Origin of the sequence: Rhodococcus sp. SORGH_AS_0303, from assembly GCF_030819335.1 — a bacterium.
In the GTDB taxonomy this organism is placed as follows: Bacteria; Actinomycetota; Actinomycetes; order Mycobacteriales; family Mycobacteriaceae; genus Rhodococcoides.
The window spans coordinates 2,429,296-2,442,328 of record NZ_JAUTBO010000001.1 but is presented as its reverse complement, the minus strand read 5'-3'; the positions used below and the strand labels follow the sequence as shown (position 1 = coordinate 2,442,328).

General features: G+C 69.9%; 12 protein-coding genes. 1 reads left to right on the top strand and 11 read right to left on the bottom strand.

Features of this window, described 5'->3' with window-relative positions; all coding sequences use genetic code 11:
- Positions 1–2: 2 nt before the first annotated feature.
- The 5 genes from gap to uvrC all read right to left on the bottom strand — a co-directional run bounded on the left by gap (position 3) and on the right by uvrC (position 6,327).
- Entirely contained in the window at positions 3–1,022 is a 1,020-nt protein-coding gene (gene gap, locus QE449_RS11575) for a type I glyceraldehyde-3-phosphate dehydrogenase (RefSeq protein ID WP_027505278.1), read from the bottom strand.
- A gap of 175 nt (positions 1,023–1,197) precedes the next feature.
- A complete protein-coding gene (whiA, locus tag QE449_RS11570) occupies positions 1,198–2,175 on the bottom strand; it encodes a DNA-binding protein WhiA (RefSeq protein ID WP_197027771.1) in 978 nt (325 codons plus the stop codon).
- A complete protein-coding gene (yvcK, locus tag QE449_RS11565; RefSeq protein WP_051613223.1) occupies positions 2,172–3,203 on the bottom strand; it encodes a uridine diphosphate-N-acetylglucosamine-binding protein YvcK in 1,032 nt (343 codons plus the stop codon). The genes whiA and yvcK overlap by 4 nt, the downstream gene beginning before the upstream one ends.
- Entirely contained in the window at positions 3,200–4,117 is a 918-nt protein-coding gene (rapZ, locus tag QE449_RS11560; protein WP_051613222.1) for an RNase adapter RapZ, read from the bottom strand. The genes yvcK and rapZ overlap by 4 nt, the downstream gene beginning before the upstream one ends.
- Positions 4,114–6,327: an excinuclease ABC subunit UvrC gene (gene uvrC, locus QE449_RS11555; protein WP_307108844.1), complete on the bottom strand. Its 2,214-nt coding sequence runs from the start codon at positions 6,325–6,327 to the stop codon at positions 4,114–4,116. The genes rapZ and uvrC overlap by 4 nt, the downstream gene beginning before the upstream one ends.
- 83 nt (positions 6,328–6,410) lie before the next feature.
- Between uvrC and QE449_RS11550 the strand changes: the two genes are divergently transcribed.
- Complete coding sequence (locus QE449_RS11550; RefSeq protein WP_307108843.1) at positions 6,411–8,369, top strand: gamma-glutamyltransferase family protein; 1,959 nt, start codon at positions 6,411–6,413, stop codon at positions 8,367–8,369.
- 6 nt (positions 8,370–8,375) lie between these two features.
- On the opposite strand, the gene QE449_RS11545 is transcribed toward QE449_RS11550, so the two are convergent.
- The 6 genes from QE449_RS11545 to rpe form a co-directional block, all read right to left on the bottom strand.
- A complete protein-coding gene (locus QE449_RS11545; protein WP_222645245.1) occupies positions 8,376–8,834 on the bottom strand; it encodes a PH domain-containing protein in 459 nt (152 codons plus the stop codon).
- Positions 8,831–9,316, bottom strand: a complete 486-nt coding sequence (gene ribH, locus QE449_RS11540) for a 6,7-dimethyl-8-ribityllumazine synthase (RefSeq protein ID WP_027505272.1) — start codon at positions 9,314–9,316, stop codon at positions 8,831–8,833. Before ribH ends, QE449_RS11545 begins: the two co-directional genes overlap by 4 nt.
- A complete protein-coding gene (locus tag QE449_RS11535) occupies positions 9,316–10,587 on the bottom strand; it encodes a bifunctional 3,4-dihydroxy-2-butanone-4-phosphate synthase/GTP cyclohydrolase II (RefSeq protein WP_051613220.1) in 1,272 nt (423 codons plus the stop codon). The genes ribH and QE449_RS11535 overlap by 1 nt, the downstream gene beginning before the upstream one ends.
- Before the next feature lie 86 nt (positions 10,588–10,673).
- Complete coding sequence (locus tag QE449_RS11530; protein WP_027505271.1) at positions 10,674–11,276, bottom strand: riboflavin synthase; 603 nt, start codon at positions 11,274–11,276, stop codon at positions 10,674–10,676.
- A 47-nt stretch (positions 11,277–11,323) separates the two neighbouring features.
- Positions 11,324–12,322 carry a bifunctional diaminohydroxyphosphoribosylaminopyrimidine deaminase/5-amino-6-(5-phosphoribosylamino)uracil reductase RibD gene (gene ribD / locus QE449_RS11525; RefSeq protein ID WP_307109711.1) on the bottom strand — a complete coding sequence of 333 codons (999 nt, stop codon included), beginning with the start codon at positions 12,320–12,322 and terminating at the stop codon, positions 11,324–11,326.
- Positions 12,323–12,351: 29 nt separating this feature from the next.
- On the bottom strand, positions 12,352–13,020 hold the full coding sequence (gene rpe, locus QE449_RS11520) for a ribulose-phosphate 3-epimerase (RefSeq protein WP_056444707.1): 669 nt from the start codon (positions 13,018–13,020) through the stop codon (positions 12,352–12,354).
- Positions 13,021–13,033: the final 13 nt, after the last annotated feature.

Below are 13,033 nucleotides of genomic sequence, written 5' to 3'. Positions count from 1 at the left end.
GGTCAGAGCGACTTTCCGACGAGTCCGATGAGGTCGACGAGACGGTTGGAGTAGCCCCACTCGTTGTCGTACCAGGAGACGATCTTGACCTGGTCCTCGATGACCTTGGTCAGGCCCGAGTCGAAGATCGACGACGCCGGGTCGGTGACGATGTCGGAGGAGACGATCGGTGCGTCGGTGTACTTCAGGATGCCCTTCAGCGGGCCCTCGGCCGCAGCCTTCATGGCCGCGTTGATCTCCTCGACCGAGGCGGTCTTGCGCACCTGGGCGGTGAGGTCGGTGACCGAACCCGTGGGGATCGGGACGCGCAGCGCGTAGCCGTCGAGCTTGCCGAGCAGCTGCGGGAGCACCAGGCCGATGGCCTTCGCGGCGCCGGTGCCCGTGGGCACGACGTTGAGCGCGGCGGCGCGGGCGCGACGCAGGTCCGAGTGCGGACCGTCCTGCAGGTTCTGATCCTGCGTGTAGGCGTGGATCGTGGTCATGAGGCCCTTGACGATGCCGAACTCGTCGTCGAGCACCTTGGCGATGGGGCCGAGGCAGTTGGTGGTGCACGAAGCGTTCGAGATGATGTTCTGGCTGCCGTCGTACTTGTCGTCGTTGACGCCCATGACGATGGTGATGTCCTCGCCCTTGGCCGGCGCGGAGATGATGACCTTCTTGGCACCGGCGTCGATGTGGCCCTGAGCCTTCGACGCGTCGGTGAAGATGCCGGTGGACTCGACGACGACGTCGACGCCCAGGTCTCCCCACGGCAGGGCGGAGGGACCCTCGCGCAGCGAGAGAGCCTTGATCTTGCGGTCGCCGACGACGATGGTGTCGTCGCCCTCGAGCGAGACGTCGTGCGGGAGGCGGCCGAGGATGGAGTCGTACTTGAGCAGGTGAGCGAGCGTTGCGTTGTCGGTGAGGTCGTTCACCGCAACGATCTCGATGTCGGTGGTGCCGAGCGCCTTCTGCGCATCGACCGCCCGGAAGAAGTTACGTCCGATACGACCGAAGCCGTTCACGCCAACCCGAACCGTCACTGTTCGCTCCTTTGTGTTGAAACTCGTGTTCCTCGTCGATGCACGGGTCGTGCATCGGTTTCCTCCACCGCACGTGATGGTGCGGACGTGTCCGTCCCGGGCGACCGAGCCGCTCCGTGACCTGTGATCACCCTAATGGTTCGGGGTGGTGCAGTTCTCGGTCAGGCACCCGCGCTCATGCCTCGTCGAGTAGGTCGGCCGTGACGGCCGACTCCGTGTCCGGGATGCCCGAGTCCTTCGCCTTGCGGTCGGCCATGGACAGCAGTCGGCGGATCCGGCCCGCCACCGCGTCCTTCGTCATGGGCGGATCGGCGAGCTGCCCGAGCTCCTCGAGCGACGCCTGGCGGTGCTGCACGCGCAGGTGACCCGCCGCGGCGAGATGGTCCGGGACGTCCTCGCCGAGAATCGCCAGCGCCCTCTCGACCCGCGCCGCGGCCGCGACGGCCGCCCGCGCGGAGCGGCGCAGGTTGGCGTCGTCGAAGTTCGCGAGACGATTCGCCGTGGCCCGCACCTCGCGGCGCATCCGGCGCTCCTCCCACGTCAGTCGAGTGTCCTGGGCGCCCATCCTCGTGAGGAGGACACCGATGGCCTCGCCGTCGCGTACGACCACGCGATCGGCGCCGCGCACCTCTCGCGCCTTGGCCGCCACACCGAGCCGGCGGGCGGCGCCGACCAGCGCGAGCGCTGCCTCGGGTCCGGGGCAGCTGACCTCGAGCGCCGACGATCGACCGGGTTCGGTGAGCGAGCCGTGCGCGAGGAACGCACCGCGCCACGCCGCCTCGGAATCGGCGACGGTGCCGCCCACCACCTGGGCGGGAAGTCCGCGCACCGGCCGACCACGCATGTCGAGGAGCCCGGTCTGGCGCGCCAGGGCCTCGCCGTCCTTGGCCACCCGGACGATGTAGCGGGTCGACTTGCGCAGCCCGCCCGCGCCGATGGAGTGCACGTCCGCGTTGTAGCCGAACAGATCGAACACCTCGCGCTTGAGCCGCCGGGCGATGGACAGCTGGTCCACCTCCGCCTCGACGACGACGCGACCGGCCACGATGTGCAGCCCCCCGGCGAAGCGCAGCAACGCAGCGACCTCCGCCTTGCGGCAGCTGACCGCCGTGATGGTGAGGCGGCTCAGTTCGTCCTTGACATCGGCTGTCATGGCCACGACGTCGATCCCTTCCTGCTGTCGGTGCTGCTGTCGAGGTCGGCCCGGTCGGCGCCCTCGAGAACAGCGGCGAACACGGCCGCGAGCTTGCTCGGGTCGTGTGCGTGTGGTGTCGCCCCCGCGACGTCGGCGTGGATCACGTCGGCGCCGAACACCGCGGCGGCCCGCGCGAGGTGATCACGCTCGGACCCCGGCGGCACCGACGTCGAGTCGACCACCACGTGATGCACCCGAAAACCCGGCGCGTGTTGGGACAGTACGTGGAGATGACGCTCCGCCGAGAATCCCGTGGTCTCCCCCGGCTCCGGCCCGAGATTGAGCACCAGCACCTTGCGGGCCTCGGTGGCGCGCAGCGCCGAGGCGAGCTCGGGCACGAGGACGTGCGGCAACACGCTGGAGAACCAGGACCCGGGTCCGAGGACGACCAGATCGGCGGCGCCCACAGCGGTGACGGCCTGCTCGGTGGCCGGCGGATCCGACGGGCGCAGTCGGACGCGCCGCACCTTGCCGGGAGTGGTGGCGACGGCGACCTGCCCACGGATGACGCGGCTCACGCGCGGGTCGGACTCGAGTCCCGACACGTCCGCCTCGATGTCCAGGGCGATGGGCGACATCGGCAGCACCCGGCCGTCGACACCGAGCAACCGCGCGGCCTCGTCGAGTGCGGCCACCGGGTCACCGAGCACCTCGGACAGTCCGGCGAGCAGAAGATTGCCCACCGAGTGCCCGGCGAGCGCGCCGCTGCCGCCGAAGCGGTGCTGCAGGATGTCCGCCCAGAGCCTGCCCTGCGGAGAGTCTGCGGCCAACGCCGCGAGCGCCATGCGCAGATCGCCGGGCGGGATCATGCCGAGCTCCGCGCGTAATCGGCCGGACGACCCGCCGTCGTCGGCCACGGTGACCACCGCCGTCACCCGGGTGGAGAGCGACCGTACGGCGGACAGGGTCGCGTAGAGGCCGTGTCCGCCGCCGAGCGCGACGATGTGCGGAGCGTCGTCGTCGCCGCGTCCGCCGTCCGCGCTCACTCTCGACCCAGGTCGCGGTGCACGACGCGGACACTGGTGTCGGCATCGGCACGCAGCCGTTCGGCGAGCGCCTCGGTCATGGCGACGCTGCGATGCTTGCCGCCGGTGCAACCGACGGCGACGGTCATGTACCGCTTGCCCTCGCGCCGGTAGCCGGCGAGCGTCATCGTCAGCAGGCGGTGATACAGCTCGAGGTACTCCTCCGCGTCCGGCTGCCCCAGCACGTAGTCCCGCACGCCGGCGTCCTTGCCCGTGAGCGGGCGCAGCTCGGGGATCCAGTGCGGGTTCGGGAGGAAACGCATGTCGCACAGCACGTCCGCGTCGAGCGGTACCCCGTACTTGAAGCCGAAGGACTCGACGGTGACGGCCACGGTGCCCACCACGTCGTCGCCGAACGCCGCGGCGACACGATCGCGCAGACCGTGCACGGAGAGCGAGCTCGTGTCGATGACGATGTCCGCGGCCTCCTTGACGGTGGCCAACCGGGCCCGCTCGTCCGAGATGCCTTCCGTGAGTGTGCCGTCCACACCGTAGTTCTGCAGCGGGTGGCTGCGGCGCACCGATTCGAATCGCCGGATCAGCACGTCGTCGGACGCGTCCAGGAACAGCACGCGCGGGCGCACCCCGTCCGCTGCCAGGTCGGCGAGCAGGGTGCCGACGTCGCCGTTGAACAATCGGCTGCGCACGTCGACCACCAGGGCGAGCCGCTCGATGCCGGGGTCCGAGGTGCGACCGATCTCGATCATGCGAGTGATCAGCTCGGGCGGCATGTTGTCGGCGACGTACCAGCCCAGGTCCTCGAGGACCTTCGCCGCCGTGCCGAGCCCGGCACCGGACAGCCCTGTGACCAGAGCGACGTCGATGTCGGAGTGCGGTCGAACGGGGTCACCCACCTGCTCTCGCTGCACGTTCACTCGTCCCGGTGTCCTGTTCCTCGATGCGCGGCCACCGACAGCGGCTCACCGGACGGTGCCGGCAGCTCGTCACGGTCGCTGCCGTCGGTGCGTTCATCATGTCGTACCGGGGCGCTGTCCGCTTCGTTGTCGGGGACCGCGGTCGGTTCCGACGCGGCCGCGGCAGCCGACGCGTCCTGGTCCTGTGGAACTCCCAGTGCCTCGAGGACGGCGCGTGCCGTCGTCTCGCCGATACCCGGCACCTTCACGATCTCGGACACCTCGGCCTGCTTGAGCTTGGCCACCGAGCCGAAGTGCGTCACCAATGCCGTGCGACGCGCCTCACCGAGCCCGCGCACCGAGTCCAGCGCGGACGCCGTCATGCGCTTGGACCGCTTGCTGCGGTGGAACGTGATGGCGAAGCGGTGCGCCTCGTCGCGAACCCGCTGGAGGAGGTACAGCGACTCGCTGGTGCGCGGCAGGATCACGGGGTCGCTCTCCCCCGGCACCCACACCTCCTCGAGCCGTTTCGCGAGACCCACCACCGCGACGTCGGTGACACCCAGCTCGTCGAGCACCTCGGCCGCCGCGGCCACCTGCGGTGCGCCGCCGTCGACGACGAAGAGGTTCGGCGGATAGGCGAAGCGGCGGGGCCGACCCGTCTGCGGGTCGAGGGAGGCCTCGGGAGCCAGATCGCCGCCGGAGTCCTTGCCATGACGCAGGAACCGTCGCCGTGTGACCTCGGCGATGCTCGCGACGTCGTCCGAGTGACCGTCTCCCGCAGCCTCCTTGATGGAGTAGTGGCGGTAGTCGCTCTTGCGCGGCAACCCGTCCTCGAACACCACCAGCGACGCGACCACGTCGGTGCCCTGGACGTGCGAGATGTCGATGCACTCGATGCGCAACGGTGCACTGTCGAGGTCGAGCGCTTCCTGGATGCCCTGCAACGCTGCGGAGCGCGACGTGAAGTCGCCCGCACGCTTCATCTTGTGCTGCTGGAGCGCTTCGACGGCGTTGCGATACACCGTCTTGGCGAGCTCCTTCTTGTCGCCGCGACGAGGCACCCGTAGCTGCACCGCGGACCCGCGCAGCGAACTGAGCCACGCCTGCACCTCGTCGGCGTTCGGCGGCAGCACCGGAACGAGCACCTCGCGGGGTACGGCGTTGGCAGCGGCGTCCTCGGTGGACGACGAGAGCGAGGCCTGCTCGCCGTAGAACTGGGTGAGGAACTGCTCGACGAGAGCCGGCAGATCGGACGCCGCCTCCGCGTCCACCGGAGCGTCCTGCGCCTCGGCACGGTCGTCGGCCCCGGCGGACGTCGCCTCGGCCGCGACCGCAGCGTCGATCACCTCGCCTGCCTTCTCCACGACCCACCCGCGCTGGCCGCGCACGCGACCGCCGCGGACGTGGAACACCTGGACCGCCGCTTCGAGGTCGTCGCTCGCGAAGGCGACGAGGTCCGCGTCGGTGCCGTCGCCGAGCACCACGGCCTGCTTCTCGAGCGCGCGCCGCAGTGCCCCCACATCGTCACGCAGCCGGGCCGCCGTCTCGAAGTCCAGGTCCTCCGACGCCTTCTGCATCCGGTTCTCGAGCTCGCGGACGAGCTTGTCGGTCTTGCCGGACAGGAAGTCGCAGAAGTTCTCGACGGTCGCACGGTGTTCGGCCGCCGACACGCGTCCGACGCACGGCGCCGAGCACTTGTCGATGTACCCGAGCAGACAGGGCCGACCGATCTGGTTGTGCCGCTTGAACACTCCAGCGGAGCACGTCCGCGCAGGGAACACCCGCAACAGCAGGTCCAACGTCTCTCGAATCGCCCACGCGTGCGCGTACGGGCCGAAGTAGCGCACACCCTTGCGCCGGGGCCCGCGGTAGACGAACAACCGCGGGTACTCCTCGTTGAGCGTGACCGCGAGCATCGGGTAGCTCTTGTCGTCCCGGTACCGGACGTTGAATCGAGGATCGAACTCCTTGATCCAGTTGTACTCGAGCTGGAGCGCCTCCACCTCGGTGGTGACGACGGTCCATTCGACGCTGGCAGCCGTGGTGACCATCTGACGAGTGCGCGGATGCAGGCCGGCGATGTCGGCGAAGTAGGAATTGAGACGGCTGCGCAGGCTCTTCGCCTTGCCGACGTAGATGACGCGGCCGTGCGGATCACGAAATTTGTAGACCCCTGGCTCGACCGGAATGGTTCCGGTGGCCGGGCGGTACGTAGCGGGGTCGGACACACCTCCACGGTAGTCGTCGTGACCGACAGTCGAAATCCGCCGTTCGGGCTGCGAACCACGCGAGGACGCGGTGTCATGGACCGGTGACTTCCCGCCGATCACTGACTCGACCTCTCGCCCTCGCGGCCGTCGTCGCCCTCACCGCCGTGTCCTGCTCCTCGGGCAGCGGTGACGACGCTTCCGGCTCGGCCCCCTCGTGCGTCGCGGGCGGAGGCGGCACCCCCGTCACTGCGGACGCGGGCACGGGACCGGACGGCGCGCCGGAGGTCGCCACCGGCTACCGCACCGGAATGACCGCGGTGCGCACCGCCACGTACGCGGTGTCGACCGCCAACCCGGTGTCGACGGAGGCGGCGTGCGAGGTGCTGCGCGACGGCGGGACCGCGGCCGACGCGCTGGTCGCGGCGCAGACGGTGCTCGGACTGGTCGAGCCGCAGAGCTCCGGTATCGGCGGCGGCGCCTTCCTCCTCTACTACGACGCCGAGTCGAGGACTCTGCGTGCCTACGACGGCCGTGAGACGGCCCCCGCCTCTGCCACTGCGAATTACCTGCGCTTCGTGGACGACACGGCTGCCCCCGGTGCGCCCGCCGATCTGTCCGTGCCGAAGCCCGATGCCCGATCGAGCGGCCGCGCGATCGGCGTTCCCGGCGTCGTGCGCATGCTGGACGACGTCCACCGCGATCACGGGAGCAAGGAGTGGCGGTCACTGTTCGATCCGGCCATCGCGCTGTCCGACGACGGCTTCGAGATCAGTCCGCGGATGGCGTCGTCGATCGCGGACTCGGCGCCGAAACTCGCTTTGGACCCCGCCTCGCGTGACTACTTCCTCGAGCCGGACGGCAGCCCGAAGGCGGCGGGGACGACGCTGACGAACCCCGCGATGGCCAAGACGCTCGGCGCGATCGCCACCGAGGGTGCCGACGCGTTCTACACCGGTGCGCTGGCGCAGTCCATCGTCGACGCGACGGCGGACACGACGGGCGGGCGCACCCCCGGCCGGCTGACACTCGACGACCTCGCCGGATACGAGGCGAAGGAGCGGGACGCGGTGTGCGTGCCGTACCGCGACACGGACGTGTGCGGCATGCCGGGCCCGTCGTCGGGCGGTATCGCGGTCGCGTCCACGATGGGCATCCTGTCCCACTTCGACATGGGGCAGTACGCACCCGCCTCCCCCGATGCCGACGGTGGAGTCCCCGACGCGGAGGGCGTCCATCTCATCGCCGAGGCGGAGCGCCTCGCGTACGCCGACCGCGACAAGTACGTCGCCGATCCCGACTACATCCCCCTGCCCGGTGGCAGCCCCGCCGAGTTGCTCGATCCGGACTACCTCGAGCAGCGCGCCCGCATGATCGATCCCGCCCGCAGCATGGGCACGGCTCAGCCGGGCGACTTCGGTCCGATACCCCTGAGCAGCTACGCCGGACCGGAGGCAGGGACCAGTCACCTCAGCATCGTGGACAGCGCGGGGAACGTCGCGTCGATGACCACCACGGTGGAGTCGGCGTTCGGCTCCTTCCACATGACGAACGGCTTCCTCCTCAACAACCAGCTGACCGACTTCTCGGCCGCACCCGAGGGGCCCGACGGGGTACCCGTGGCCAACCGCGTGGAGCCCGGCAAGCGTCCCCGCAGTTCCATGGCGCCGACGATCGTGTTCGACCGCGGGGACGACGGTGCGCGGGGTGACGTGCGGCTGGTGACCGGATCACCCGGCGGTTCGGTCATCATCCAGTTCGTCGTGAAGAACCTCGTCGGCATGCTCGACTGGGGTCTCGATCCGCAGCAGGCCGTGTCCGCCGTCAACGTGGGTGCGGCCAACGCGCCGACGACGAACGTCGGCGGCGAGCATCCGAACATCGACGCGCAGGACGACGGTGCCGCGGATCCGCTGGTCTCGAATCTGCGGGCGATGGGCCACCAGGTGTCGGTGGCCGATCAGTCCAGCGGCTCGAGCGCCCTGGTCCGAACGGCCGACGGCTGGATCGGCGGTGCCGATCCCCGACGCGAGGGTGTCGTCATGGGAGACGGGATCGAGTGACCTCGGTCAGCTCGCTGCGGCGTACTTCTGCTCGAGAGAGCGGAACGTACGCGCGGCGTGCACCGCGTACTCGCGATCGTTGGACTGGATCGCCATGACCGGCACGTACTCGTCGTCCGGCAGTTCCACGCGAGCCCAGCTCGATCCGGGCGAGAAGGACAAGCCGCGCACGAGGTCCCAGGGAATCAGTTTCTCGGTGACGAGGTTGCGCACCAGCACGCCCTGCGCACCGACCTTGATCCGCGGACGGGTCAGCAACAGCACGCCCGCCGCCATGCCACACCCGATGGCGATCATGGCGAACTGGTCCACGCGCTGGAAGAACACGCCTGTGTTGCCGGTTCGCAGCAGAATCCCCAGGGTGGTGTGCACGATGACGAGGAGAGCGGCGACACCGACGGCGTACTTCGCGCTCTTGCGCGGCCGCGCCTCGAGTTCCCACTGCTGACTCGGTGCGTCGGTCACGACGGACTCCCGTGACGCAGGCCCTTCAGCGTCAGCGCCGTGTCGACGGCCGCCGCGACGGCCTGCGCACCCTTGTCCTCCTTGGACCCTGGAAGACCTGCGCGATCGAGTGCCTGCTGCTCGTCGTTCACGGTGAGTACTCCGTTGGTGACCGGGGTGGACTCGTCCAGCGACACTCGGGTCAGCCCGGCGGTCACGGCGTCGCACACGTACTCGAAGTGCGGTGTCCCGCCCCGGATCACGACGCCCAGAGCGACCACCGCGTCGTGGGTGCGGGCGAGCTGCTGTGCGACCACGGGGATCTCGATGGCTCCGGCGACACGCACGAGAGTCACGTTCCGTAGTCCCACCTCGTCGGCCTTGCGGAGTGCGCCGTCCACGAGTGCCGTGCTGACCTTCTCGTGCCACTGGCCCGCGACGATCGCGACCTCGAGGTCCTCGGCGCCCGAGAGCTGCAGTACCGGTTCGCCCTCGCCGCTCATCAGAGGCCGCCCGCATCGGGGGTGACCACTGGCGTCTCGAAATCGTCCAGCCCGACGAGGTCGTGGCCCATCCGGTCACGCTTGGTACGCAGGTAGGTGAGGTTCTCGGCGTTGGCACGCAGCGGCATCGGCACCCGCTCGGTGATGTGCAGGCCGTAGCCGTCGAGGCCGACCCGCTTCGCCGGGTTGTTGGTCAGCAGACGCATCGACGAGATGCCCAGGTCGACGAGGATCTGCGCTCCGATGCCGTAGTCCCGCGCGTCGGCGGGCAGGCCGAGCGCGAGGTTGGCGTCGACGGTGTCGGTGCCGGCGTCCTGCAGCTGGTAAGCCTGCAACTTGTGCAGTAGGCCGATGCCACGGCCCTCGTGACCGCGCATGTAGAGCACGACTCCGCGACCCTCCTGCGCCACCATGTCGAGCGCCGCGTCCAGCTGCGGACCGCAGTCGCAGCGCAGCGAGCCGAACACGTCCCCGGTCAGACACTCGGAGTGGACGCGGACCAGTACGTCGCTGCCGTCGCCGTCGGGCCCGGCGATGTCGCCGCGCACCAGCGCCACGTGTTCGACGTCCTCGTAGACGCTCTGGTAGCCCACCGCACGGAACTCGCCGTGCGCCGTCGGGATGCGCGCCTCGGCGATGCGCACCACGTGCTTCTCGTGCTTGCGTCGCCACGCGATCAGGTCGGCGATGGAGATGAGCGCGAGGTCGTGGTCGTCGGCGAAGACACGGAGCTCGTCCGTGCGGGCCATCTCGCCCTCGTCCTTCTGCGACACGATCTCGCAGATGACGCCGGCCGGGCGCAGATCCGCCATCCGGGCGAGGTCGACCGCGGCCTCGGTGTGGCCGGGGCGGCGCAGCACGCCGCCTTCCTTCGCCCGCAACGGGACGACGTGACCGGGACGGGTGAAGTCGTTCGCACCGGTGTCGGGGTCCGCGAGCAGACGCATGGTTGCCGCGCGGTCCGATGCCGAGATGCCCGTACCGATACCGACGCGAGCGTCGACGGTCACGGTGTACGCGGTGCCGTGCTTGTCCTGGTTCGTGGAGTACATGGGCGGCAGTCCGAGGCGATCGCAGTCCTCGCCCGACAGCGGAACGCACAGGTATCCCGAGGTGTACCGCACCATGAAGGCCACCAGCTCGGGTGTGGCCTTCTCTGCGGCGAAGATGAGATCGCCCTCGTTCTCGCGGTCCTCGTCGTCGACGACGACGACGGCCTTGCCGGCGGCGATGTCGGCGACAGCGCGCTCGATGGTGTCGAACCTGGTCACGCCGTGCGCTCCCCACGTCTGCTGCCCGCAGTGTCGGGCAGATCCTGTGTTCTCAAGACTACGACCCCCGCTGCGGGGGCCGATGTTCAGTCGACCTTCTGCAACCGCTCGACGTACTTGGCGATCACGTCGACCTCGAGGTTGACCTGCGTTCCCGCCTCCGCCTCGCCCAGTGTGGTGAGCGACAGGGTGGTAGGAATCAGGGAGATCTCGAAGTACTGATCGTCCTTCTCGCCGCCCAGCGCGGACACCGTCAGCGACACCCCATCGACCGTGATGGACCCCTTGTGCACGACGTATCGCGCGATGTCACGGGGCAGCGAGATGCGTACCACGGTCCAGTTGTCCGACGGGGTGCGCGAGAGCACCACCCCGGTCCCGTCGACGTGGCCCTGGACGAGATGCCCACCGAGCCGCGACGCGAGCGAGGCGGCACGCTCGAGGTTGACCGGTGACCCCACGGCCAGGGACTGCAGTGACGAACGGTTCAGTGTCTCCTGCATCACGTCGGCCGTGAACGCGCCGTCCGCGACCTCGACGACGGTGAGGCACACACCGTTCACGGCGATCGAATCCCCGTGCGACGCATCGGAGGTGACCAGCGGGCCACGAACGGTGAAGCGAGCCGCGTCCGCCAGATCCTCCTTGGCGGTGACACTGCCCAGTTCCTCGACGATTCCGGTGAACATGCTCGTCATCCCTTCGGCACCAGCTGGTGCAGTGATCTCTGTTCGGCTCAGTGGTCGGACGACCGTAGCGGAGCGAGTCGGACGAGCAGATCGTCGCCCAGCGTCTCCACCGACTCTCGTCGAAACCTCATCGCATCGGCAATTGTTCCGACACCCGTCCCCCGCACAGCGGTCGGACCTTCGCCCAGCACGACAGGGGCGAGGTACGCCGTGACGCGGTCGACCAGGCCCGCCGACAGGAACGCTCCGGTGAGCGTCGATCCGCCCTCCAGCACCACGTCGGTCAGATCCGCGAGGGCCTCCATCACCGCGAACGGGTCGCGGGTCCGCACGATGCGGGTGGGGGCGGAGTCGTCGAGGATCCGAGACCCGGCAGGGATGTCGCGCAGCCCGACGACCACGCGCACCGGCTGGTGCGCAGCGAGCGACCCGTCGGGCAGTCGCGCCGTCAACACCGGATCGTCGGCGAGCACGGTCCCGGTACCGACCACCACCGCATCGATCCGCGCGCGCTCGGCGTGGACGTGTGCGCGAGCGATCTCCCCCGTGATCCAGCGGCTGGTGCCGTCCGGCGCCGCGGTGCGGCCGTCGAGCGTGGCGGCGTACTTCCACGTGAGCATCGGGCGCCCGGTGCGCTGCCGATGCAGCCAGGCACGCATCGGCCCGGTCTCGGCGAGATCGGCGAGAACGCCGGACCGTACCTCGACGCCGGCACCGCGCAGAGTCTCCGCGCCGCCTGCCGCCAGCGGGTTCGGATCGCCGAGCGCGTGCACGACGCGGACGACACCCGCGCGCAGCAGCGCCTGCGAGCACGGACCCGTGCGTCCCGTGTGGTCGCACGGCTCCAGCGTCACCACGGCGGTGCCGCCGCGCGCTCGCTCGCCCGCCTGCGCTAGCGCGGCGATCTCCGCGTGGGGGCCGCCCGGTGCCGCGGTGGCGCCGACTCCGACCACCAGCCCGTCCCGGTCCAGGACGACGGCGCCGACGGGAGGATTGGGAGTGCTGACACCGCGCGCCGCGACCGATGCCTCGATCGCCCGCCGCATCGCGGCATCGATCGGGTCGAGGCTCCCGGTCACCGGCCGGACAGGTGGGGCGACGCGCTCGCGGCGGACTCACGCAGCGAACGCACGGCACCCGCGGGGTCACTGGTCGAGTACACCGCCGAGCCCGCGACGAAGCAGTCGATGCCCGCGGCAGCGGCCTGCTCCACGGTGTCGGCGTTGATGCCGCCGTCGATCTCGATCACCAGCGTCAGTTCACCCGAATCGACCAGCCGGCGGACGGCGCGAGCCTTGTCCAGCACCTCCGGCATGAAGCTCTGGCCGCCGAATCCCGGTTCGACGCTCATGATCAACAGCGTGTCGAAGTCCTTCAGGACCTCCAGGTACGGCTCGATCGGGGTACCGGGCTTGACCGACAGCCCGGCCTTAGCGCCCGCCGCCCGGATGTCGCGGGCGACGGCGCGCGGATCGTCGGTGGCCTCGGCGTGGAACGTCACGTTGTACGCGCCGGCCTCGGCGTAGGGCGGCGCCCACCGGGCCGGGTCCTCGATCATGAGGTGGCAGTCGAGCGGGATGTCGGTCGCCTTCAGCAGGCTCTCCACCACGGGCAGACCCAGGGTGAGATTCGGGACGAAGTGCGCGTCCATCACGTCGACGTGCAGCCAGTCGCTGCCCGCGACGGCCGCGGCCTCGTCGGCGAGCCGCGCGAAATCGGCGGACAGGATGGACGGTGCGATCATCGGGTGCTGCGGA

Excerpts from the sequence above, each read along its gene's own strand:
- whiA (WP_197027771.1), bottom strand. The coding sequence starts at position 2,175 with ATGACAGCCGATGTCAAGGACGAACTGAGCCGCCTCACCATCACGGCG.
- ribH (WP_027505272.1), bottom strand. The coding sequence starts at position 9,316 with ATGAGCGGCGAGGGCGAACCGGTACTGCAGCTCTCGGGCGCCGAGGAC.
- QE449_RS11530 (WP_027505271.1), bottom strand. The coding sequence starts at position 11,276 with ATGTTCACCGGAATCGTCGAGGAACTGGGCAGTGTCACCGCCAAGGAG.
- ribD (WP_307109711.1), bottom strand. The coding sequence starts at position 12,322 with ATGCGGCGGGCGATCGAGGCATCGGTCGCGGCGCGCGGTGTCAGCACT.
- rpe (WP_056444707.1), bottom strand. The coding sequence starts at position 13,020 with ATGATCGCACCGTCCATCCTGTCCGCCGATTTCGCGCGGCTCGCCGAC.